The 22514-nt window shown below is 48.0% G+C and carries 16 protein-coding genes; 10 read left to right on the top strand and 6 right to left on the bottom strand.

Annotated features, from left to right (window positions below; all coding sequences use genetic code 11):
• Positions 1-10 precede the first annotated feature (10 nt).
• From PQQ36_RS06440 to PQQ36_RS06450, 3 genes are all read right to left on the bottom strand, one after another.
• Positions 11-1414: a fructose-specific PTS transporter subunit EIIC gene (locus tag PQQ36_RS06440; RefSeq protein ID WP_225470598.1), complete on the bottom strand. Its 1404-nt coding sequence runs from the start codon at positions 1412-1414 to the stop codon at positions 11-13.
• An 11-nt stretch (positions 1415-1425) separates the two neighbouring features.
• On the bottom strand, positions 1426-1866 hold the full coding sequence (locus PQQ36_RS06445) for a PTS sugar transporter subunit IIA (protein ID WP_005436338.1): 441 nt from the start codon (positions 1864-1866) through the stop codon (positions 1426-1428).
• A 266-nt stretch (positions 1867-2132) separates the two neighbouring features.
• Positions 2133-2792 (bottom strand): HAD family hydrolase, encoded by a 660-nt coding sequence (locus tag PQQ36_RS06450; protein ID WP_225470599.1) that lies wholly within the window; start codon positions 2790-2792, stop codon positions 2133-2135.
• A 262-nt stretch (positions 2793-3054) separates the two neighbouring features.
• On the opposite strand from PQQ36_RS06450, the gene PQQ36_RS06455 reads away from it, so the two are divergent.
• The 4 genes from PQQ36_RS06455 to PQQ36_RS06470 all read left to right on the top strand — a co-directional run bounded on the left by PQQ36_RS06455 (position 3055) and on the right by PQQ36_RS06470 (position 11751).
• A complete protein-coding gene (locus PQQ36_RS06455) occupies positions 3055-3351 on the top strand; it encodes a hypothetical protein (protein WP_011082242.1) in 297 nt (98 codons plus the stop codon).
• 293 nt (positions 3352-3644) lie between these two features.
• The gene (gene fdhF, locus PQQ36_RS06460) at positions 3645-7844 is read left to right on the top strand and encodes a formate dehydrogenase subunit alpha (protein ID WP_273660593.1); all 4200 of its coding nucleotides are present in this window, start codon (positions 3645-3647) and stop codon (positions 7842-7844) included.
• A 166-nt stretch (positions 7845-8010) separates the two neighbouring features.
• Positions 8011-10491, top strand: a complete 2481-nt coding sequence (locus PQQ36_RS06465; RefSeq protein ID WP_225470601.1) for a beta-mannosidase — start codon at positions 8011-8013, stop codon at positions 10489-10491.
• A gap of 438 nt (positions 10492-10929) precedes the next feature.
• Positions 10930-11751 (top strand): LysR family transcriptional regulator, encoded by an 822-nt coding sequence (locus PQQ36_RS06470; protein WP_011151625.1) that lies wholly within the window; start codon positions 10930-10932, stop codon positions 11749-11751.
• 66 nt (positions 11752-11817) lie between these two features.
• Here PQQ36_RS06470 and xapA read toward each other — a convergent pair whose 3' ends face one another.
• The gene (gene xapA / locus PQQ36_RS06475; RefSeq protein ID WP_011082246.1) at positions 11818-12651 is read right to left on the bottom strand and encodes a xanthosine phosphorylase; all 834 of its coding nucleotides are present in this window, start codon (positions 12649-12651) and stop codon (positions 11818-11820) included.
• A gap of 113 nt (positions 12652-12764) precedes the next feature.
• On the opposite strand from xapA, the gene PQQ36_RS06480 reads away from it, so the two are divergent.
• Entirely contained in the window at positions 12765-13661 is an 897-nt protein-coding gene (locus tag PQQ36_RS06480; RefSeq protein WP_225470602.1) for a LysR family transcriptional regulator, read from the top strand.
• A gap of 69 nt (positions 13662-13730) precedes the next feature.
• Here PQQ36_RS06480 and PQQ36_RS06485 read toward each other — a convergent pair whose 3' ends face one another.
• Positions 13731-15878 (bottom strand): M9 family metallopeptidase, encoded by a 2148-nt coding sequence (locus PQQ36_RS06485; protein ID WP_225508916.1) that lies wholly within the window; start codon positions 15876-15878, stop codon positions 13731-13733.
• Positions 15879-16281: 403 nt separating this feature from the next.
• On the opposite strand from PQQ36_RS06485, the gene PQQ36_RS06490 reads away from it, so the two are divergent.
• Positions 16282-16659: a SirB2 family protein gene (locus PQQ36_RS06490; RefSeq protein ID WP_224638771.1), complete on the top strand. Its 378-nt coding sequence runs from the start codon at positions 16282-16284 to the stop codon at positions 16657-16659.
• A 27-nt stretch (positions 16660-16686) separates the two neighbouring features.
• Here PQQ36_RS06490 and PQQ36_RS06495 read toward each other — a convergent pair whose 3' ends face one another.
• Positions 16687-18003, bottom strand: coding sequence for an MFS transporter (locus PQQ36_RS06495; RefSeq protein WP_324169696.1), 1317 nt, complete (start codon positions 18001-18003; stop codon positions 16687-16689).
• Here PQQ36_RS06495 and PQQ36_RS06500 point away from each other — a divergent pair.
• The 4 genes from PQQ36_RS06500 (at position 17989) to PQQ36_RS06515 (ending at position 22392) form a co-directional block, all read left to right on the top strand.
• Complete coding sequence (locus PQQ36_RS06500) at positions 17989-19710, top strand: ABC transporter substrate-binding protein (RefSeq protein WP_130194491.1); 1722 nt, start codon at positions 17989-17991, stop codon at positions 19708-19710. The genes PQQ36_RS06495 and PQQ36_RS06500 overlap by 15 nt on opposite strands.
• A 189-nt stretch (positions 19711-19899) precedes the next feature.
• Positions 19900-20742: a hypothetical protein gene (locus PQQ36_RS06505; RefSeq protein WP_011151631.1), complete on the top strand. Its 843-nt coding sequence runs from the start codon at positions 19900-19902 to the stop codon at positions 20740-20742.
• Positions 20743-20914: 172 nt separating this feature from the next.
• Positions 20915-21667 carry a nicotinamide riboside transporter PnuC gene (pnuC, locus tag PQQ36_RS06510; RefSeq protein WP_011082253.1) on the top strand — a complete coding sequence of 251 codons (753 nt, stop codon included), beginning with the start codon at positions 20915-20917 and terminating at the stop codon, positions 21665-21667.
• Positions 21664-22392: a nucleoside phosphorylase gene (locus tag PQQ36_RS06515; RefSeq protein ID WP_130194490.1), complete on the top strand. Its 729-nt coding sequence runs from the start codon at positions 21664-21666 to the stop codon at positions 22390-22392. The genes pnuC and PQQ36_RS06515 overlap by 4 nt, the downstream gene beginning before the upstream one ends.
• The last annotated feature ends 122 nt before the right edge of the window (positions 22393-22514 follow it).

Here is a 22514-nt window from a genome sequence, read left to right on the forward strand (position 1 = left end):
AGCTTAAGATTTAAGCTTGGATAAGTTCGGCGGCTTTTTTCATCGCCTCCTTGGTCGAACATTCGATGACTTTCGCGTTGGTAAAGCGGTGTGCATCTTTCACTTGGATATCGTGAGCTAGAATAACCAGCTTCGCGTTTGCTACATCTAGGTCAGTGATGCGGTTCTGGATACCGTTTTGACCTTGAGTTTCTACTTTGATTTTCAGACCCGCTGCCGCACCTGCTTTCTCTAGTGCTTTCGCTGCCATGAATGTGTGTGCTACGCCAGATGGGCAACATGTTACTGCTACGATGTCGTACTCGCCTTCGCCTGCTGCTGGAGCCGCTTGAGCTTGTGCAGGTGCTGCTTCTGCGATTTCGTCTTCTGCTTCTTCTTCAGCAACTGGTTTCCAGAAGCCAACGATAACCGCTGTTGTTAGTGAGCCTAGTGCGATACCGACAACGTACATTGGGATGTTGCTTGATACAGGTGCCGTGATTAGACCACCCCATGGTGCGTGTAGTAGTACGTCTGTTAGGAAGCCGAACACACAGCCAACGATACCACCAGCAACGATTGAAGGAAGAACGCGTACAGGGTCGTTTGCTGCGAATGGGATAGCACCTTCAGAGATACCGATAGAACCCATGATTGCTGCTGCTTTACCCGCTTCTTGCTCTTGCTTAGTGAACTTCTTCTTGAATAGGAATGTTGCTAGTGCCATACCTAGAGGAGGCGTACAGATTGCGATACCAACACCACCCATTAGCCATGGTTGAGTATCAACTTGAGTTTGAGCGAATAGCGTTGCTACTTTGTTGATTGGACCGCCCATATCGAATGCAGTCATACCACCAAGAATCGTACCTAGAACCACTTTAGAAGCGCCAGCCATAGAAGCAAGGAATTCGTTCATAGAAGCCATGAAGATCTTGATTGGCTCACCGATACCCCATAGAACGATACCTGCAGAGATAAGCGTACCTAGTAGAGGGTAGATGAAGTAAGCGCCCAACGCAGTCATGTTAGCAGAAAGAGGGATCTTCTTAAGTTGGAATACCACACCACCTGCGATGAAGCCCGCTACGATACAACCAAGGAAGCCGCCGCCCATATCAGCCATGATGCCAGAAGAGATCATCGCTGGTGCTAGAGCTGGTTTGTCTGCAATTGAGTAACCGATGAAGCCACCAAGAATAATAGGGAACAGCACCAGACCTTTAATACCGATATTAGAAATATCAGCCAATAAACCGTCCGCAGGAACCGCACCTTTACCTGATGCCATGACCGCTAGCGCCAGTAGTACACCACCCGCAACGATAAATGGAAGCATGTGAGAAGTACCGAATAAAAGGTGACCTTTCATCGTGCTTAGGAGTTTTTTGAAATCGCTACCATTATTAGTAGCTTGAGCTGTGACTGTACTCATAATTTCACGCCTTATGAATTAATTAAAATATTTAGTATTTGGTTTTCGTCTTTTGCGTTATGAATATCTTCAATAAACTCTTCGCTAAATTTACCGAACAATTCTTGAAGAACATAAATATGGTGGTCTGCGCCGTTATCTGGCGAAGCAATCATGAAGAATACGGTCGGTTTGACGCCCTCTTCGTCGCCATACTCGATGCCTTCGCGCTTTACGCCAACAGCGATAGCAGGCTCTGTCACTGCTTTGCTTTTTGCGTGCGGGTAAGCGATGCCGTCCATTGAAGTGACACTTAACGCTTCACGCGCTTCAATGTCGGTTAAAAAAGCCTCTTTGCTGCTGATTCGATTATTTTCAAATAGCATTTGTGCGAGTTCTTCAAAGACTTCTTTTTTATTATTTGCTTGAAGGTTGCCTTTAATTAAATTGACGTTTGTTAGTTCGGTGATCATTTATTTGCTCATGAAGGTATTTAACTGATGAGCTAAAATTAATGGATGTAGAGTTTTACCGAAATAGCAAAAATAATTCACTCACTATACTTTTGTACCACACGTAATTAAGTGTGATGGAAGTCATTCTGTAAAAGATGATCGGAATTGAGCGTAATTGAAGGGGATTTTATATATTGTTTGTCATTTTCGCTTGAAAAATAGTGCGATAGTCAGTGACCACAACAAAGCTATCACACTCGTGAGTAAAAAGGAGGACGAACAAACTAACCCCAATGCAATACCGTCCAGTTGGGGCGATGGGCATGTTGCTTAAGCTGCGGACAGGGATTCACCAGATAGGCGAAATCGGCGTACTCGCACAAGGGTAAATCGTTGATGGAGTCGGTATAGAAGTGAATCTCGCTGTAGTGCTTCGGCTGAGTTTCTTGCCACTGTTGTAATCGAGTGACTTTACCTTGGCGGTAGCTCGGTACGCCCTCAATTTCTGTGCTATAGCGGCCATGAACTTCCCGCATATTGATGCCTAAAGTTTGCGGGATCCCGATACATCGGCCGACTTCTGCTACTAAAAAACTGACACTGGCAGAGATGATCAGCATATCTATTCCCTCATTGGCCAAGTGGTTGATGAGCGTGTTCGCTTGCGAGAAAAGCTTGTCCAAAATGCGCGTTTCAACGCACTCTTTGGCCAACAGCTCAACCTCACTGGTAGTGAGGTTTGCAAGGGGAGAGATGGAGAAGCGCAGGTAATCTTCCATGTCCATTTTTCCCTGTGCATACAACGCCATAAGGCGTCGGTCTTCAGCGATAAAATCTGGAGAAGTGGCAATGCCTTTATCCACCAGAAACGCATTCCAGATCATCGCACAATCGCCTTGAATTAAGGTTTCATCAAGGTCAAATACATATAGGGGTGAAGGCATCGCACATCTCTTGGGTTGGTGTTGGCTGGGCTCGACTATCGCAGAGAGAGGAGCAAGCATGGTGTGATGAAATTACGTCATTTCTATTGCAGGTTTATGTCAGGTGTTTTTGGTGGCTATTGTTTTTGGCAGCAATTGTTTGTCGGGAGAAACTGCTTTCGCCTCTGAGTATTTGGTTGAGATTATTGAAAATAAAAAACGACGTGCAAAATTAAATTGAACTGCTATCATTCCTTGCATCAATAAGTTGAGGGTGTTGAATATGAAGTCTCTATTTGCGGTGTTATGCGCTGTTTCTTTGCCACTATGGGCGCAAGAGTCAGAGATTTTTCTACATCAATTAACCGAGTCCAAATTACTTGAAGAGGCGCCCATTCCGCCGGAATGTTTTAGCGACGCTTGTTTGGAAAAAGGGATGCGCAGCACTGTCCCTACTGCCGATGCGCCACCACGCGAGCCAAATGAAACGCTCGCCGTGATTGGGAGTGTTGTTTATGTGCTTGGTGAGTTTGGTTTGGCCGATCAGCGCTTCAAGGAAAGTGAGCAACCGCTCAACTAATGTTCAATTCTTCTACTATTTCCCTCGTTTATCATTCGAACAAATTAGAGTAAAGGCTCTGCTGTGCAGCGCCTTTTTGCTTATATCTGCTTCACATTCTGCATGATATTTCCCTAGGAAAGTTATGGATATTGAGTATGATGTCACACGGAGATTCCCCTAAATTTACTAGGGTTAAAAATGATAACAATTGAAGTAGCTCAGCGAGGCTGGAAAGTGGCCTCGTTTAAAGTAACTACGTTGCTTTTTTGCTGCCAAAGTCCGGTGAAACATCCCGGCCTAAGGGGTAACGTATGATCCAAATTGTCATAGACGGTAAATACCGTATCGTTGAGGCGGGGCAAACCGTTCTGCAAGCCGCCAAAGTGTGTGGGGTTGAGATTCCGTCTTTGTGTGGCATGAATCGTTCTGGTGAGAAGATTCCATGCGATTTGTGTGTTGTTGAGGTTGAAAGTGGCGGTACTCGCCGTGCTTGTGAGCTTGAAGTCTACAACGGCCTAACGGTAAACACGCAATCCGAAGCGCTGTCTGCGCATCGTAAACAGGCGCTCAACCGCATCATGAGTGACCACTACGCCGACTGCGAAGCGCCGTGCAAAACGGCGTGCCCTGCGGGCGTGGACATTCAATCCTATCTTTACCATATTGCGCAAAACGACCATCAAAAAGCGATTGAAGTGATCAAACGCACGCTGCCGATGCCTTTGTCAATTGGCCGCGTTTGTCCTGCGTTTTGCGAATCCGAATGTCGCCGCTCGCTGGTGGATGATGCGATTGCTATCCGCCAACTGAAACGCCACGCCGCGGACGCTGACCTTGCTGCGCAAGAAGCCTACACACCCGAGAAAAAAGCGGACAAAAACAAACGTATTGCGATTGTCGGCAGTGGCCCTGGTGGTTTAACCGCGGGCTATTACCTTACCAATGAAGGCTATCAGGTGGATGTGTTTGAAGTGATGCCACAAGCGGGTGGTTGGCTGCGTTATGGCATTCCCGAGTATCGTCTACCGAAGAGCATTCTCGATAAAGAGATCGCGTTGATGTGTCGCAACGGCATGGCGATTCATACCGACAAAAAACTGGGTCGAGACATCAGTTTGTCGCAGTTAAGCCAAGACTATGATGCGGTGTGTTTGGCAGTGGGTGCCTCAAAAGCGGTGGCGATGGATTACCCGGGTAGCGATCTTGATGGTTGTTATTTAGGGGTGGATTATCTGAAAGATTTCGTCACCGAGCAGCGTTTCACCACAGGCAAAAAAGTGGCGGTGATCGGTGGGGGTAACACGGCGATCGACTGCGCGCGGACGGCAGTGAGAACGGGGGCGGATACCACGTTGATCTATCGTCGTACTCGCGATGAAATGCCCGCGGAAGATTACGAGATCGAAGAAGCAGAACATGAAGGCGTCAAGTTTCACTTCCTGACCAATCCTGCGCAGAACATCGCCGACGAACATGGGCGAGTGTGCTCAGTGAAGCTGGAAAAAATGGCGCTGGGTGCGCCCGATGCCTCTGGTCGTCGCCGACCTGAAGCGACGGGTGAGTATTTCACCGAAGCCTTTGATACCGTGATTGCTGCGGTTTCTCAGCAAGCCGATTTGAGCTTTATGCAAGGGGAAGCGTTAACGCTACCTCTGACTCGCTGGAACACCGCTGACGCAAATCCAGAAACCATGCACAGTGGCACCGGCAATATCTTCAGTATCGGTGATTTTCGCCGTGGCCCAGCCACCGCGGTTGAAGCGGTCGCGGATGGGCGCATTGCTGCGCAGGCCATTGACCGTTTCTTCGATGGTGACATGGAAAATATTCCCCTTAAGCCCTTCAATTCTCGTAAAGAGCAGAAGTTGAAACAGGTCGACCCGCTTCATTTTTCTCACCTGCAAAAAGTGGCGCGCACCATCATGCCTGAGCTGACCTCTCAGCAGCGCGAGCAAAGCTTTGAAGAAGTTGAGTTAGGCTTTGATAACGCCGAAGCGATGGCGGAAGCGGCGCGCTGTTTAGAATGTGGTTGCCAAGTCAACACGTCGTGTGACCTGCGCGATTACGCCACTGAGTATGGCGCCGAACAGCACTTCCACTATTCGGTGAACATCAAAAGCCATGATGAGTGGCAAGCATTGCGTCAAAACGACCCACGTCATAAATACCCGATCGACCACAGCTCTGAGTTTATTGTCTTTGATGCTAACCGCTGCATCAGTTGCGGTCAGTGCATTCAAGCTTGCCGTGAACAGTCGGTGCAAGGTGTATTGAGTTTCATGAGCCTTGAAAAAGGTCGCCCGGTGGTGCGTCCGGATTGCCGTCCGAACTTTGGTGGTCAGGGGGTGAGGATGGGCGACTCACGCTGCGTGCAATGTGGCGCCTGTGTGCAAGCGTGCCCTGTTGGGGCGATGACCGATGCGCGCGATCGCTCGCAAGGCCGCGAAACGCCTTTGAAGAAAGTGGACACCATTTGTACCTACTGCGGGGTCGGTTGTAAGTTGAGCATGCATGTTGACGAAGCGGCCAACCGAATTCGCTATGTAGAAGGGGCACACTCGCTGGTCAACGAAGGCATGCTGTGTGTCAAAGGGCGCTATGGTTTCGATTTTGTCGCCAGTGAAGAGCGGCTCACTACACCGTTGATCCGTAAAGATGGTTGGTTGCAGCCGGCCAGCTGGCAAGAAGCCATCCGCTTAATTGCGGATAAGTTCAGCACCATCAAGCAAGATTTCGGTGGCCGCGCATTGGCGGGGTTCTCTTCGGCGAAAACCACCAATGAAGATAACTACGCCTTCCAGAAGTTCATGCGTCGTGAACTGGGTACCAACAACGTCGATCACTGCGCAAGGCTTTGCCACGCATCGACCGTCACGGGGTTGGAAGCGTCGCTGGGCAGTGGCGCGATGACCAACGACATTCCAAGCATCAAGCACTCGGATGTCATCTTCATCATTGGTTCGGACACCTCGGCGGCGCATCCGGTGATTGCGTCTCACATCAAACAAGCGGTTCGACATCATGGCGCGCGTTTGATTGTAGCGGACCCTAAACGCATCGGCATGGCGGATCACGCTGAGCTCTATTTGGCGCATCGCCCCGGTACGGATGTGATGTTGATTAATGGCGTGATGCAGCAAATCATCAAAAACGGTTGGTATGACATGGAGTACATCGAAGAGCGTGTCGATGGCTTTGATACCATGCTGCAAGAGGTGATGTCGCCGGCCTATGCGCTCGACAAAGTCGAACTGGTGACGGGCGTAAAAGCCGACGACATTTTTGCCATGGCTAGGATGATCGGTACCGCGAAACGCACCGCCGTCTACTACTCAATGGGCATCACCCAGCACACCACGGGGCATGACAACGTTCGCTCTATCGCCAACCTGCAACTGCTGTGTGGCAACATTGGTATCGAGGGTGGGGGCATCAACCCATTGCGTGGGCAGTCGAACGTGCAGGGCGCGTGTGATATGGGCGCGCTACCTAACAACTACCCGGGCTATCAAAAAGTGTATAACCCATTGGTGCGCGAGAAATTTGTCATTGAATGGGATGCACCCAATCTCTCTGCGGAGCCGGGATTGACCCTAACCGAAATCATCGATGGGGCGTGCCGCCGTGATGTGCGAGTGCTTTATGTGATGGGCGAAAACCCCGTATTGAGCGACCCCAATCAGGCGCATGTGATTGAGGGATTGGAGGCGCTGGATTTCTTGGTGGTGCAAGACATCTTCCTCACGGAAACCGCGCAATACGCCGATGTGGTCTTGCCTTCTTGCTCGTTTGCTGAAAAATCGGGTCACTTTACCAATACGGAGCGCCGTGTTCAGCGTATTTATCCTGCGGTGAACCCTCCCGGTGAAGCAAAAGAAGATTGGCGAATCATCCAAGAGATCGCCAATGCGATGGGTAGCGATTGGCACTATCGTTCGGTGGCAGACATCACCAACGAAATCACCCGCGTGACGCCACAATACGCAGGGCTCAAGTGGGACAACATCACCCGCGAAGGCGTGCAGTGGCCGAGCAACAAAAACAACCCTGCAGGCACGCGAATCATGCACCAAACGCAGTTTACCCGTGGCAAAGGCCAGATGGAGGCGATCCCGTTCCGCTATGCTGCAGAACTGCCTGATGAAGAGTACCCACTGGTGCTCACCACGGGGCGTGTTCTTGAGCAGTTCCACACCGGTACCATGACGCGCAAAACGCAGGGTTTGAACAATCTTGCGGGGCCACGAGCGATGATCAGCGTGCAAGATGCCGAGGCGCTCGGCATTGGCAATGGCGACATGCTGAAAGTCTCAACCCGTCGCGGTGAAATTGAAATCGCGGCGTTTGTCACTAAGCGTATGCAAGCGGGTGTGGTGTTCATTCCGTTCCACTTTGTTGAGTCGCCAGTGAATCGACTCACCACCACGGCGACCGATCCTCATGCGAAGATCCCAGAGTTCAAAGTGGCGGCGGTGCGCATCGAGAAACTGCACACTGCGCTGGTGGAGTAAGCCACGACTAACTCGCAACTCCCTATACTTAATGGCTCACCCAGTGTGAGCCTTTTTATTTCTTGAAGTGCGCCGCAATTTATCAGTCGTTAACAATGCCATGAAAAAATCAGGGATATTCGCCACTACACTGAGCAAAGCCGATAACAACACAATAGGTTTTACTATGCGTTCGCATGCGACTTTTGCTTCCCAATCCTTACATTCTGCTGAGCTTAATTTAAATGGTGAGTGGCGACTCACTTCTCCTCAACGCCCTGATATTTCTGTGCCGATGATCATTCCCGGTGACAACGTCTCCGCGCTTTTGCAAGCGGACATTATTGATGACCCTTATTGGGGCGAAAACGAAAAACAAGCGCAATGGATCGCGCAAGTCGATTGGCACATCGAACGCTCGCTTTGGCTTGATGAATCTCTCCTTCAAGCCCAAGCGATATGGATGACCCTCACTCGCGTTGATACCTTGATGACGCTGTTTATCAACGAACACAAAGTGCTTGAATGCAGCAACATGTTTGCACGTCATCAAGTCGATATTCGCCCCTTTTTGCAGCGAGGGGAAAACCAAGTGCGCGCAGAATTTCGTCGAGTAGACGAAGAAGCAAATCAGCGTGCCAAAGCACTGCCCTTTGTGATCCCTTCTGCGATGGGCAACAATCAACTGCCGCACATGAACTTAATCCGCAAAACCCAATGTCACTCTGGTTGGGATTGGGGCATCTGCCTGATGGTGTCTGGTATTTACGATGAGATTGAGCTGCAAGCGGTCAATTACACTTGGCTGAAATCACTCACCACGGAGCAGCAATGGCGCGACGATGGCAGCGTCAAGGTGTTGCTGAGTGCCGACATCGAAACCACGTTGCCGACGTCACTTCAGTTCCGTTTGGCAGAGCAAGAGCAGCGGGTGGAAGTGAGTAAAACGGGCGTTGTTGTGTGCGAGTTTGAGATCGAAAAACCGCAATTGTGGTGGCCAAATGGCTATGGCGAACAGCCACTTTATACCGCTTCTGTGCGTTGTGAGGAGCTGCATCTCTGCCGACGGATTGGCCTGCGTCAACTGTCGCTGAATACACAGCAAGACGACCTTGGTTCAGCGATGGAATTTGTCGTCAATGGCGTGCCGATTTTTGCCAAAGGGGCGAACTGGATCCCGATTGATGCGATGCCATCTCGAGAAACACCAGAACGCTATCGCCAGCGTTTACAAAGTGCGGTGGATGCCAACATGAACATGATTCGCGTGTGGGGCGGTGGTCAGTACGAAAGCGATGTTTTCTACCGTTTGTGTGACGAGCTTGGTTTGCTGGTGTGGCAAGACATGATGTTTGCGTGCTCACTTTACCCAAGCCACGATGCCTTCTTAGCAGAGGTTTCCCAAGAGCTGGCGTATCAAATCCCAAGGTTACGTGAACACCCGAGCGTTGCGCTTTGGTGCGGTGATAACGAAGTCATTGGAGCGATTGGTTGGTACGACGAATCGCGACAAAACAAAGTGAAATACACGGTCAATTACGATCGCCTCAATCGCCATATTGAAAAAACCATTGCCGGCATCGATAGCAGCCGAGCCTTCTGGCCAAGTTCCCCCTGCAACGGTGAACTTGATTTTGGCGACGCCTGGCACGACGACAATAAAGGCGACATGCATTTTTGGGATGTGTGGCATTCCGGTAAACCGTTTACGGCTTATCAAAGCGTTAACCCGCGTTTTTGCTCGGAATTTGGTTTTCAGTCTTGGCCTTCTTTGGCGGAGGTCAAACGCTTTGTGCCACAGGAGGATTGGAACATCACTTCGCCCACCTTTGAAGTGCACCAAAAGAACCCAAGAGGCAACAGCATCATCACCGAGATGTTCACGCGCTACTTCCGTTTCCCAACGAGCTTTGAACAGATGCTCTATCTCAGCCAAGTGCAGCAGTCGATGGCAATAAAAACCGCCAGCGAACATTGGCGCGCCATCTCCCCAGTGTGCCGAGGCATTCTTTACTGGCAGCTCAACGACAACTGGCCAGTGAGCTCGTGGTCGAGTTTGGAATACAGTGGCCGCTGGAAACAGCTGCACTACCAAGCCAAACGCTTTTTCGCACCGGTGCAACTGATCTTCTCTCAGCCACATACATCGCAGAATGAAGCGCGCGGCGCAGCGTTGAATTTGCATTTGCTCAACGACACCCGCCAAGCCTGTGAAGTGAGCGGACGGGTCAGTTGGATCAATTGGCAAGGTGAGGTAGAGCAAAGTTGGTGTTTTACGCAGAGTGCGGGCGCGGACAGCAATCAAGTGGTGTGGCAAAATGAGCTGGATACAGCTCGCCTCAAACACGGTTTCTTTTACGTTGAAGCCAGTGTGAATGGCGATACCATCGCTAACCTATCGCCACTCAGTAACACATGGTTCTCCACTCACGAGCTCAAGAGCTTGCCCATGGCCAAAGCAGACATTGAGGTAAGCATTGAAGGCAATCACATCACTTTGGTCGCAGATAAGCCAGCCTTTTATGTCCATTTAGAATGTGATACCGAGGGGCGATTCAGCGATTCCAGCATCACTTTACTCGCAAACCAAGCCGTGACGATTGAGTTTCTCGGAGAAGACACCGAAGCCATGGCCAACACCCTTAAGGTGTATCATTTGATGCAGTAACCTTAAAGTTGAGTGATATCTTTTAAGGTACGAAAACGGCCCTGTCTTGGGGGCGTTTTCGTTGACTTTTCCGTTTTATTCTAAAAGTTGTTCTATTTTTGTAGAGTATTAGTTCTAGTTTGTAAAATCCAGAATAACGATTATTGTTTATTCCTCGTCTCTGATCACTATTTTGAGAAAATTTCTATTCTCATTTTTTTACAAATGGACATAAGTTGTATTTTGTTTTCCGTGTTTTTAGAAGCTTACCAAATCTAGACGTTCATGATTGTCCTAATGCTTTGTAACTAAAGGCTTTTACAGTTGATCGGTTAATAATGAATTATCGATATATAAAAATAACTAATAATGTCGATATCTATAATAAGTTATTATAAGGTATGGTGAACTTTATATTATAAAATATCAATCGAACTATAATAATAAAGAGAGTTCATAATGATAAATATAAATTCTATCGACGTTAAATCGCTAAATGTTCTATGCGCTGTTTATGATGAAAACAGCTTTTCAATGGCTGCGGAAAGATTATGTCTTACACAACCTGGAGTTTCACAGCATGTTAAAAAATTGGAGTATTTATTAGGCAGTAAAGTTATAAAAAGAGGTAAGAAAATTGAACTAACGGAACACGGTCAATTACTTTATGACTTTGCAAATGATTTAAGAAAAATGCATGAGGAACTTAATAGTAAGCTAAACCAAGGTTATCTATCTGTTCCTATCAGTTTCATATCGTCAGATTGCTTGTCCCCCACAATTGAAGAAAAATTGCTAGAAGAGTTAAAGATTGGCTATGAAGGTTCCGTCATCGTCCATGGTAACAACAACGTTCAAACAACGGCCGATGTTCAACTTACCCCGGTATTCGGCGATAAAAAAACACTTTCTTTATCGGAATTCCATCATAAGTTTCAGATACTTGGTCGAGATGATTCAGATGTTCCCATTGATACTGTTATGTACAGTGAGCCGCTTCCAAAGGAAGTAGTTCGAGAGGAAATACATAACAGAGGTTACAAAATTGCGGAGACTTGTCGATGGATACCCATGGGAAGCAGGCTGATGCAATATACACATATGAATGGAAGGTCATCGTTAATGGTCTGTCCTGACTGGGTGAAAAATAGCCAATTTGCTGTTTCCACTCCTTTGGACATACAAGTACGTTTTTTGATGAAAGTAACACACGATCATATTGGGCTGGATACCGCAAAAACACTTCAAAATGTATTAATAGAGAGCTTATTTACAGGCTAGCTTCGTGACCAATAAAAATGCCCAAGTCACTTGGGCATTTTTATAGGTGAATTTGCAACGAGATTGTTAAGAAGTGGCAAAATGGCTCTTAATAAACGCTTTAATCAGTTTAATGAAATCCGCTTCGGCCAGTTTTGCACAGGCGAGGGTTTGAGCGTGTGAGAGCGTGACGTCGCTGAGCCCTTCAGCCATGTTGGTGATGGCGCACAAGGCCAACACAGGGAGGCCGCAGTGAGCGGCTGAAATGACCTCAGGAACAACCGACATGCCCACCACATCACCACCGATGATTTGCATCATGCGAATTTCTGCGGCGGTTTCAAAATTTGGTCCAGTGTATGAGACAAAGACCCCTTGATTGAGATGAATGCCTTCGGCCTCGGCGACAGTCAGTGCTTCGCTGCGCAGTGATTTATCGTAGGCATTGGCAAGGCTGAAAAATCTTGGCCCGTAGGCGTCGTCGTTGGGGCCAGTCATCGGGGATTCTGGCATGGTGTTGATGTGATCGTTAAAGACCACCAAGGAACCCACATCGATGCGTTCGGGGCGGAGTGAGCCCGCTGCATTGGTGACCAGAAGAAATTCACAACCTAAGCGCTTAAAGGTGCGCACAGGGTTGGTCATCACTTTCATGGTTTGATGTTCGTAGTAATGGCCTCGGCCTTTCATGCAGATGACATCGATACCGAACAGTTTGCCCAGAACCAACTCGCCGCTGTGCCCCTCAACCGTGCTAACCGGAAAACCCTCCAGTTCTTGATACGGTATAACAATTTTGTCATCGAGTTCATCAGCAATCACGCCGAGACCAGAGCCGAGAATAAACGCGACTTTAGGTTGGTAATTGGGTTTGTAGCTGTAAATGGTTTCAAGCGCTTGGTTGACTGGATCAAATGTCATGGTGTTTCCTCTTTCTTGTTATCTGATGAACACTTTAGCGCAAATGTTGTATGGCAAAAATCGCTTAAAATGGCATGATTGTGCTGAATAATGGCACAAAATGAGGTGAGTAAGTGGAAGAAAGGATCACGCTTAAAATGTTGCGTTACTTTGATAAAGTGGCGCAGTTGGGGCAGTTCAGTCGGGCGGCGGAGCAGCTCAATATCACCAAGTCTCCTTTAAGTGCACAAATCAAAGAGTTGGAAGAGGTGTTGGGCACAGCGCTGTTTGAGAGAAACACGCGAAATGTACAACTGACTAAAGCTGGCGAACAGTTGCAGGCAGAATGCGTCACTTTGTTTGCTCAGTTTGAGCGCTCAATTTATCGAGTAAAGCAGTGCGCGCGCGAAGAGAAGCAGCAACTCGATATCGGCTTGATGAGTTCGATTTTCTGGGCTGGTTTTGGCCCCGCTTTTCATGCACTGCAACAACTGATGCCGCATGCCACGCTGAACTTACTTGAGCTCTCTCCTGAGAAGCAGGTCCGCCAGTTGTTGATGCACCAAATTGATCTAGGACTGGTGCGTTTTGCCGATACCCGTGATGTGGCGCCACTCTTGAGTGAGTGTCTCTACCAAGAATCCATGGTGGTAGCATTGCCCAGTGAACACCCTTTAGCGCAACGAGGACAGTTAACGCTAAGTGACTTAAAATCGGCCGATTTCGTGATGCTAAAGCAAGAGAACTCTTCGTCCACGCGTTTAATTGTTGAGTACTGCGCTAAGGCGGGTTATCGGCCCAATATTGTGCAAGAAGTGGTGGAGCCAAATACGCTTCTGGCGGTGATTTCGGCGCGTCAGGCCGTGTCGATTGTGCCGCAGAGTTATGCCAATTTATCTTGGCCTCAAGTTCGTTTTATTCCATTAAAACAACGCATTCCGGCAGGTGTTTATGCGCTTTATCATCCTGAGGCTCAGAGCAACATCAAGCGGATGATTGATGAACTCAAGCAAGCGATAGAAAAGAGATAGAAAAAGTGGCAGAGAGAGGCGGGGAGAATGAACCGCCAGCCTCAGTGAGGCGTTGGCGGTTCGGATCACTTACTGCGCTTGCGCGGTGACGCGCACATCGAACGCTTCTCGTCCGCTGATGCTCAGATAGTAACGTCCAGCTTTCACATAGCCGTCGGATTCTTTTTCAATCTGGATACTTTCGTTGCTGCCGTGGGTAAAGTTTGTCCATTGATAGTCATGGTAATGGCACACTTTATCAAAGCAGGCATAAAGATCGGCATCGCCGCTACCTTGGATCGTCAACGTGAGCTCGCGTGTATTGGCGGCAACATCGACAAAGAAAAGCTTCTCGGCAAATTGCGCGCCACTGACGGAGAAGGGGGTATTGAGCGCCAGCTCTTGCGGTTTTTCTTCTTTGCTTGGCGGCGTCACGGTGTCATCAATATCTTTAGTGACGTCATCTAGCCACAGCGAAAACTCGTTGGCGTATATCGGGCCAATTTGATCAAGGTAGTCGACCCACTGTTTGTATTCACCAAGACGAGAATGATGGAGCAATTGTTCCACCGCTTCAGGGTGTTTTTCGAATAAGAAGCGCACGCCCAAATAACCCCAACGATAAATGCGGTTCACTCCGTCGTTGTAACTGGTGGCAAATACCTCTGGTAGAGTGTGGGTTTTCTCTTTACCCAACACCAATGCGGCGTGGTAGCCTTCTTTGTAATACATGTACTCCGCAAAACCTTCGAGCCACCAAACAATGTGGCCTTCACGCATCGTCGTATGGAAATCCCCATACTGGTTGAATCGGCCATCTAAGTAATGCACGTACTCATGTTCGAGATTCAGAATCGAAAAATCGTCATCCCAGCCGTTTTGATAGGCAACGAATCGGGGAACGTTGTTGGCTTGGGAAGGATCGCGTTCGAGAAACTGGCCACCGTTGTTGGTGGTATTACCGAATAAAAACGAAGAATAGGTACTGTAGTCGTCTTTGGTTTTGAAAACGATGACATCGACTTTATCGCTATTGTCGTCGGGGACAGGTTGTTGATTGGTTTTTGCGACGGTGTGGAAATCGACCTCTTTGTCATTCAGCGTACGACACACTTGCTCCGCTTGGGCGAGAGTCATGGTTTGTGCCAGAATTTGTGCTGGACCTTGGCAATCGTGGCTAAAGGTCATGATACGTTGGCGAAGGCGCTCTTTGGCATCTTGCAGACCAAGTTCTGCAGCGCGCTCTGGGGCATAAGCGTTGACCATCTCCGCAATGCCGACCCAGACGCGATCCGATTGCCCGCCAAGTGGAAATTGTTGGAGTAGCGTCGCCAAGGTTTGCGTCATTTTCTCTTTTAGCTTGTCATCATCGGTTTTGATTAAGCGCGCCAGTTCTCTCGCGGCGTTGCCAATGAGAAACTCGCTGTCGGTTCCAAGCGCCCACTGGTTGTGGCTAACAAAAGTCGACAAGGTATCGATATAACGGTGATCATTGGCTAAGAGTTGATAAAAATCATCACTTTGTGAGTGGCCTGCCATGGCAACGAAAATGTTATTGATGGCTTTGCGGTAGTAGTAGTTTTCCGTCAAGCGCTGCTCAAATTGGTTAAGTAGAGCAAAAACATCGCTTGCTGCAATGTGTAACTGACGCACACTGTCGACGATGATCAACATCGATCCCAACGCTTTCATCTGTTCGTCACCCATTTCTAGTGCATGGGTATTACGTAGGAAGGTTGCTGATGTTGTCGCGATATTCTGGCTTAACTCGGTGCTAAAAGGCGCTATTTTTCTCGCATACGTATCGTGACGGTTTTTATAGGCGGCTTTGATGAACTCTGCCAAATAGTAAATATGCTTGGCGGTTTTTTCTTCGCCTTGATATTGATTAACGGTCTCTAATAACGCTTCATTAACCAGTGCTAAGTTTTGTTCAGAGAATAAGGCATCCGCTTCGATTTGACTGGTGCTAAACCATGAACTCATGCAGTCGTAATCGGCATTCGCGATTTGAGATGCAAAACTTGATGTGTCAGCGATAAGCTGAGTCGCTGTGCATTGGCCGGATTTGGTAAAACGATCATCCGGATTGGTCGTCGGCGTATCGGGCTTATCAGGTTGCACGGTTGGAGAAGAGGAGCTACCACCAGAGTCGCCACCACAACCACTCAAGCCAAAAATAATGGCTAGAGCGAGGATGGAGCGCTTATTTTGTTGTAATGTCATTATAATATCCATAAATAAAGTCCGCGCGAACTATATCTATAGGGCCCTTACAAATTAAATTATTTATATTGATGATCCAATAAGCAGATTTTATTTATCTTTATTTGTTTATTTTTGATGAAAAATATCTAACTTGATTTTTAACTTATATTTAAACTTCTACACTCAGTATTCTATTCCTTATTTTATCTTAGAACCCTGATGGCAGCGCTCTCGTCGAGTTAGGAAGCGGGTTCATGGTGAAACCGAGAATGTGACGATAGCGGCCTGTAATATTGTTCAAAATGTGACCTGTAAATGCCTTCTGCTTTACAAATTAAACATTTTGGCATCATTTGATTTACATCAAGGCGCGGTCTGGAAAGAGTAATTACTTTAAACGTCCGTTTGAAAATGAAATCAATTAGGGATGATGATGTATTTACTTCTGCTTAAAGCGCATATTGGATTGATCGTATTAAGTTTTCTCAGCTTTGCTCTGAGAGCCTATTGGGGATTCAAAGCGTCGACTTGGCTTATGAAAGAATGGCCCTTGAAGGTGCATAAAGTCATTACTTTGGTGATGTTGATCTCCGCTATCGCCCTGTGCCTAACGATCAGCCAGTATCCCTTTGCCGATACTTGGCTGACAGAAAAATTGTTATTGCTGGTGGCTTATGTGGGGTTTGCGATGTTGGCGTTTAAACCTCAGCTCAATCGCCAACTGCGCACGGTGTTTACCTCAGTGACGTGTATTTTATTTGTGATGATTTTCTACATCGCTAAAACGCATGTACCAATCCTTCTCAGCTAACGCAGCGTTTTAGCCAACGTACCGAACTCAGCGAATGTGCCGAACGCGGCTGCGCCACAATACAAACGCAGTGATGAGTTGAAGGCAAAAGCAGAGGATGAATAAGTTGGCTAAGCCAATGTGAGTCACCAAATAGCCGGAGCCTGCCAAACCAAAAGGCATGAGCAGTTTAAATAGGGAGCCAGTAATGCCAGCGACACGCCCTAAATGTTGTTCTTCAAAGGCTTCCTGTCGATAGCTCCAAATGCAGATGCTGCTGTATAAGCCAATGGCGGAAATCCAGCAAAAGGCGATGGTCAGCGTCACTACGCTAGGAGTGATTAACGGAATGAGAAAGCCGACGGCCTCCAAAGCGATGGACAGAATGAGAAGCGGGCCAAGGCCAATGTTTCGCCGCACCTTGTCGGCACTGAAGGACCCAATGAGTCCACCGATTCCTGATGCCGCCATGAGATAACTTACCTCCACTGAATTTAAGTTCAGCTCCGATTTGGCGAAATAAAGTGCTTGAATCCAAAAAACTGCCCCCGTGGTGTTGATCAGCATCACTGCTAGCGTGATTGTCCACATGTTGCGCTCTGCTCTGAGTACCTGCCAGCCCTGCTTGAGTGAGGCCCAAACACTGTCGTGATGCCGCGGTGGTGTCGGGGTGATCTCTAGGCGCTGCAATTGCCAATAGGCCAGCATCAGTAAGAGTCCCACAGCCAAGAAAATGTGGTGTAACGCAGAAAGCAGCATCAAAGCGCCAGAAAGTACTGGCCCGACCGTTTCCATAAAGCTGTTGAGCGAGCTCATGCGGGCGGTAGCGGTATTTTGTATTCCATGCGATAAAGTGTTTTTCATCATCGCAATGCGCGCATTGTGATAACCATAGTTACACGCCATCATCAAAAAGGCCGCGGGAAACAAAACCCAGAGCGGCTGATCTAACCATTCAACGGCAGCATACGATGCGAGCACAACCGCAAATTGCCCGAGAAGCATGGCTTGTGACCAGCGTTTTTTGTTGACTCGGTCAACCCAAACGCCAATAAAGAGCGCCAGCAGTAAGTTTGGCAAAAATTCTACTGCACGCATCCATCCCATCATCTCTGACGATTGTGTGAGTTCATAGACCAATAGAGGCAGCGCCAAGTTGTAGAGCTGTGCACTAAAAGCGACGAAAAAGGCGCTGGAAAATAGAATCATAAAAGGGCGATGCCGCCAAATTGAAATTTGAGTGTCAGCTAACGTATTCATGTGAGTATCCTTTCTTCCTAGATGAGTTCGTTTATTATCCAGACGAAAAGATGAAGAAAAATAGAAATTAAAAATTAGGATTTCACCTTTATGCGATACTGGCAAGCGCTCGCGTTTTGTCGCGATGAATTGAATAGAAATGAGTGGAAAGCGGTGTCATTAGATCGCTTTAGTGCCGCGTTAGGGTGTACTCGGCGTAATGCACAGCTACTGATTAAGCGTTTGGTAAAAGAGCAGATCATTGATTGGCAATCAGGTGTTGGCAGAGGGCATTTGCCACAAGCTAAACGACTGAAATCAGTGGATGGTCGAATCAACCGGCAGGCAGAGCGTTACCTCAAGGCAGGGCAAATCGAACAAGCGCTGGCGTTGCTGCCTGAGCAGCAACGTTCCGTATTTTTAAGTCGCTATGTGGCAAAATATCAACCCAAACAAAGTGACAGTGACATTTTGCAAATACCCTTCTATCGTGCAACACACGGTTTGGACCCGCTTTACATTAGTCGACGAACCGAACATCACATCGCTCGCTACCTATACGCAACGTTGATCCATTTTGAGCCTGAGACTGGCCAATTTAGCCGTGATTTGGCCCAGCTTTATCATTTGGAGGGTGACACACTGACGGTTGTATTGCGCAAAGAACTTTATTTTCACGATGGCAGTGAACTTACAGCACATAGTGTTAAAGCGCATTTTGAACGCCTAACTCAGTCGCACTCATACAGTCGGCCGCTGTTTGATTTTATTGACGAGGTGATTGTTGATGGCGAGAGACAACTCCGTTTTATCAGCCAACGCATGCCACGTTTGTTGCCTAAGTTATTGGCTCATACCGCGATGGGCATCAGTCGATACGCAGACCAACAATTGGTGGGGTCAGGCCCTTTTGTATTGGCAGAACAAAATGAGTGGCGCACCTTGTTGACGGTGTTTTCTCGTTATCATGGCTTTCGACCGTGGGTCGATGGCATTGAAATATGGAATGTGGGAGCCAATGCCAAGGCGTTCACTTTGCACAGCGATGTGGCGCATGGTCGAGAGATCAAAAAGTTTGGCAGTGATGGGTTTGTCCCGAAAAGACAATGGGAGCCTGGTTGCGTTTACGCGATGTTAAATCCATTGCGTCATCCTTGGATGAAGAAGGATGCGCATCGTGCTTGGCTACAAAGTCAAATGCTGCTGATGCCAATGCCTTCGGATGAGCAATGCGAAGTGTTGGCCAGAGCACACGGCATGACGAGTTATCTCAATTTGCCTCAAGAGGTGGGAGAAACAGTGGAGGCCGGGCATGGCTTAACAGCCACGAGAGATTTCTTGATGCCGGAGCAGCCAATAAGATTATTGACCTACCAACTTGGTACTCATATTGCGGTGGTTGAACAGATCGCCAAGCAATTAAGCTCGTTTGGCCTAGAGTGTGAAGTGACCATTTTGCCATTCCCTGAGTTTGACAATGAAACTCGGTTGCGTGAGGCAGACGTCATCATCTCGGGTGAGGTTTTCAGTGATGACATGGAAATGTCTTGGCTCGGTTGGTTACTTTGCACGACCTCGGTCAATGCTTGTTTAAGTGATGAAATGAGAGCGTGGGTACGTCAGCAAGTCGTTGACAGTATGGCGCAAGAAGCAGCGAGTCATCGCTTGCGCATGCTCGGGGAATTAGAAGATAAATTGGCGGAGCTTGGCCTTTATCAACCGCTCTATCATGTGCAACAAGATTTGAATATTTCCGAGCGGATCTCTGCCCCCGAGCTTTTGGCAAATGGTTGGATCGACTTTTCTCAAGTCGTTACGTTAAAACGGAATTAACCGCAAAGTGCTCGAAATAATATTGTTGTCGTTTACTCATCGAATGCAAACTGGGCCGCAGTTTGCTTCGACTTGTCACTTACCCAGACAAATCTCCTTTAGATTAGTAGGGCGTGCTACGCTTAATAGCATTAATAATAAATTTATAATTAAGTGGCTGGTTTTTCTCAATTGAAAGAGTAGAGCAAAATGATGCGGTTGTTGCTGATTTTATTATTGTTTTCTAGCCAGAGTTTTGCACTTGTTCTGCCCGTCGTGGTTGAAGAGAAGGTGCTGAAAGATTACCAAGCTTTCGTCAATGATCGAGACCCCCTTACGATAGACGATTTTACTGGCCCCAAAGCGCGGCGCAGCACGGTAGAAATTGTGTTGCTTCAACAAGCGTTTATGTTGGGTGGGGTGCCCGTCACATTAGAGTTTCATACCGCCCCGGTGGCTGAACGTATTCGTCGTATGTCGATGCTGCCCGATTATGCCATGGCAGCGAACACCATTTGGGATTCCGCAGTGGGTGGGGATGGCGATCGTTTATGGGTCAGTGATGCGGTGATTCGCCAAGGCGAGTTTGAAGCGGGCCTGTATACCGTTAGCACTCGTGAGGATCTGCTCAATGCGCAGCAGCCAATTCATATTGATCAGCTCTCTGCCGTCAGTAGTTCACAATGGGTGAGCGATTGGAACACTTTACAAGCCTTGCCGCTGAGTAACTTACTCAATGTGGCCGACTGGGGCAATATGGTTGATATGGTGGGCCGCCACCGCGTCGATTTCCTGCTGGCGCCATTTCAGGTGTCTGATGATCTCTCGTTTACCACCCGAGGTTTTCAGTTTTACCCTATTCCGAAAGTGAAAATTGGCTTAACCGGTTCGCGCCATTTCATTCTCTCTCGACAATTCCCTGAAAGCGAAAAACTGGCTCAAGCGCTCAATCAAGGCATCGCGATCCTTAGACAAAAAGGGACCATTGAGCGGGCGTTGATCGAATGCGGCTTTATCAACACTAAAGTATCGAGCTGGAGCAAAATTAACTGAACACAGTCCTTTGTTGCATGACCTATTAGAGAGAACCGAATTAATCATAGAAAGAACGATTGATTCAAATTATGATCGCACACCAGTTAGGGGGGACAAATGTCCTCCCTTTTTGCTTACTGCGGGATATACCATCTTTCTATCCAATAACACTCGATAAAAAGGACCTAATATGGAGCTGTTCTCCCTATTTGATATCAATAATACGCTTGTGAATATTCCGATTGGTGATGGCTATGCGATGAGCTGGATTGAAGCCATTGGGACCATTTTTGGTTTGCTTTGCATTTGGTTTGCCAGCCAAGAAAAAACCATCAACTATCTATTTGGTTTGATTAACGTGACGCTATTTGCGGTGATCTTCTTCCAAATTCAATTATACGGATTGCTTTTGCTACAGCTGTTTTTCTTTTGTGCTAACGTTTATGGCTGGTATGCATGGACAAGACCGAATGCCGAAGGGGATTTGCTGGAAGTGCGCTGGCTGAGCCAAAAGAAAATGGTGATCACTGCGGGCCTCTGCGTGTGTGCGATTGCGTTATTGACCGTGTACATCGACCCATTTTTCTTCGCATTGGCAAATATCGCAGTGGACACCATGAATGTGTTCGGCGCTGGGCTTGCTGAGCCAGTATTGGAGCCCGACGCTTTCCCATTCTGGGATTCGACTATGACGGTATTGTCCATCGTGGCGCAAATCCTCATGACCAGAAAATATGTTGAAAACTGGGTGCTTTGGGTGGTGATCAACATCATTAGTGTGGGCATCTATGCCATGCAAGGCGTGTATGCGATGTCACTGCAGTACGCGATCCTGATGTTCATTGCTGCGAATGGTACGCGTGAATGGGCTCGTACGGCGAAGCGCAACCAAGCATCGACGCAGCAGAAGTCAGAAAAATCGGCCGATGAGGCAGTCGCATGAGTAAACAACCTCATCTGTGTGTTGATGAAACGCAAGTCGCAAAGCGAGTGATCGTGTGTGGCGAGCCGGATCGCGCTAATCGAATTGCGGCGTTACTGGAAAACGCCGAACTGATTGCAGAGAACCGCGAATACCGCCTTTTTAACGGTGAGTTTCAAGGCAAAGCCATCACCGTTTGCAGTACGGGTATTGGTGCTCCATCGATGATTATTGCCGTTGAGGAGCTCAAGCAATGCGGCGCGAAATACATCATTCGTGTTGGTTCGGCAGGTGCGATGCAACCGAACATCGCACTGGGTGAGTTGATCGTAGCGGAAGGGGCAGTGCGCGATGAAGGGGGCTCAAAAGCCTACATTGATGCGGCTTATCCTGCTTATGCCAGTTTTAGCTTGCTCAAAGGGTTGGATGGCTATTTGCAAACGCAAGCGGTGCCCTACCATATGGGCGTCGTGCGTTCTCACGACAGCTTCTATACCGATGATGAAGAAACTTTGTGCCAATACTGGAACAAAAAAGGCATCTTGGGAGCCGATATGGAAACTTCGGCGTTGCTTACGGTGGGTCGTTTACGTGGATTGCACGTGGCTTCTGTGCTGAATAATGTCGTGCGCTATCAGCAAGATGTTAAAGAAGGGGTAAGCCAATACGTGAATGATGATGATGCCATGATGGCGGGCGAAAAACGTGCGTCATTGGCGGCTTTAACCGCGCTTTCCTGCCAATAGACAACCATCTTGCTCATAATAGAAAACGGCATCTTCGGATGCCGTTTTTCGTTTGGAAAAACTTGTGAGTGCAGAGCCAAATGTCAGTGATACTTATCGCTATCCAATCACCACCATTGCTG

The sequence above is a fragment of the Vibrio sp. CCUG 15886 genome (assembly GCF_028570825.1).
Classification (GTDB): Bacteria; Pseudomonadota; Gammaproteobacteria; order Enterobacterales; family Vibrionaceae; genus Vibrio; species Vibrio vulnificus_B.

Excerpts from the sequence above, each read along its gene's own strand:
- pnuC (WP_011082253.1), top strand. The coding sequence starts at position 20,915 with ATGGAGCTGTTCTCCCTATTTGATATCAATAATACGCTTGTGAATATT.
- xapA (WP_011082246.1), bottom strand. The coding sequence starts at position 12,651 with ATGACATTTGATCCAGTCAACCAAGCGCTTGAAACCATTTACAGCTAC.
- PQQ36_RS06445 (WP_005436338.1), bottom strand. The coding sequence starts at position 1,866 with ATGATCACCGAACTAACAAACGTCAATTTAATTAAAGGCAACCTTCAA.
- PQQ36_RS06500 (WP_130194491.1), top strand. The coding sequence starts at position 17,989 with ATGCGATACTGGCAAGCGCTCGCGTTTTGTCGCGATGAATTGAATAGA.
- PQQ36_RS06455 (WP_011082242.1), top strand. The coding sequence starts at position 3,055 with ATGAAGTCTCTATTTGCGGTGTTATGCGCTGTTTCTTTGCCACTATGG.
- PQQ36_RS06515 (WP_130194490.1), top strand. The coding sequence starts at position 21,664 with ATGAGTAAACAACCTCATCTGTGTGTTGATGAAACGCAAGTCGCAAAG.
- PQQ36_RS06490 (WP_224638771.1), top strand. The coding sequence starts at position 16,282 with ATGTATTTACTTCTGCTTAAAGCGCATATTGGATTGATCGTATTAAGT.
- PQQ36_RS06440 (WP_225470598.1), bottom strand. The coding sequence starts at position 1,414 with ATGAGTACAGTCACAGCTCAAGCTACTAATAATGGTAGCGATTTCAAA.
- PQQ36_RS06470 (WP_011151625.1), top strand. The coding sequence starts at position 10,930 with ATGATAAATATAAATTCTATCGACGTTAAATCGCTAAATGTTCTATGC.
- PQQ36_RS06505 (WP_011151631.1), top strand. The coding sequence starts at position 19,900 with ATGATGCGGTTGTTGCTGATTTTATTATTGTTTTCTAGCCAGAGTTTT.
- PQQ36_RS06485 (WP_225508916.1), bottom strand. The coding sequence starts at position 15,878 with ATGGATATTATAATGACATTACAACAAAATAAGCGCTCCATCCTCGCT.
- fdhF (WP_273660593.1), top strand. The coding sequence starts at position 3,645 with ATGATCCAAATTGTCATAGACGGTAAATACCGTATCGTTGAGGCGGGG.
- PQQ36_RS06465 (WP_225470601.1), top strand. The coding sequence starts at position 8,011 with ATGCGTTCGCATGCGACTTTTGCTTCCCAATCCTTACATTCTGCTGAG.
- PQQ36_RS06450 (WP_225470599.1), bottom strand. The coding sequence starts at position 2,792 with ATGCCTTCACCCCTATATGTATTTGACCTTGATGAAACCTTAATTCAA.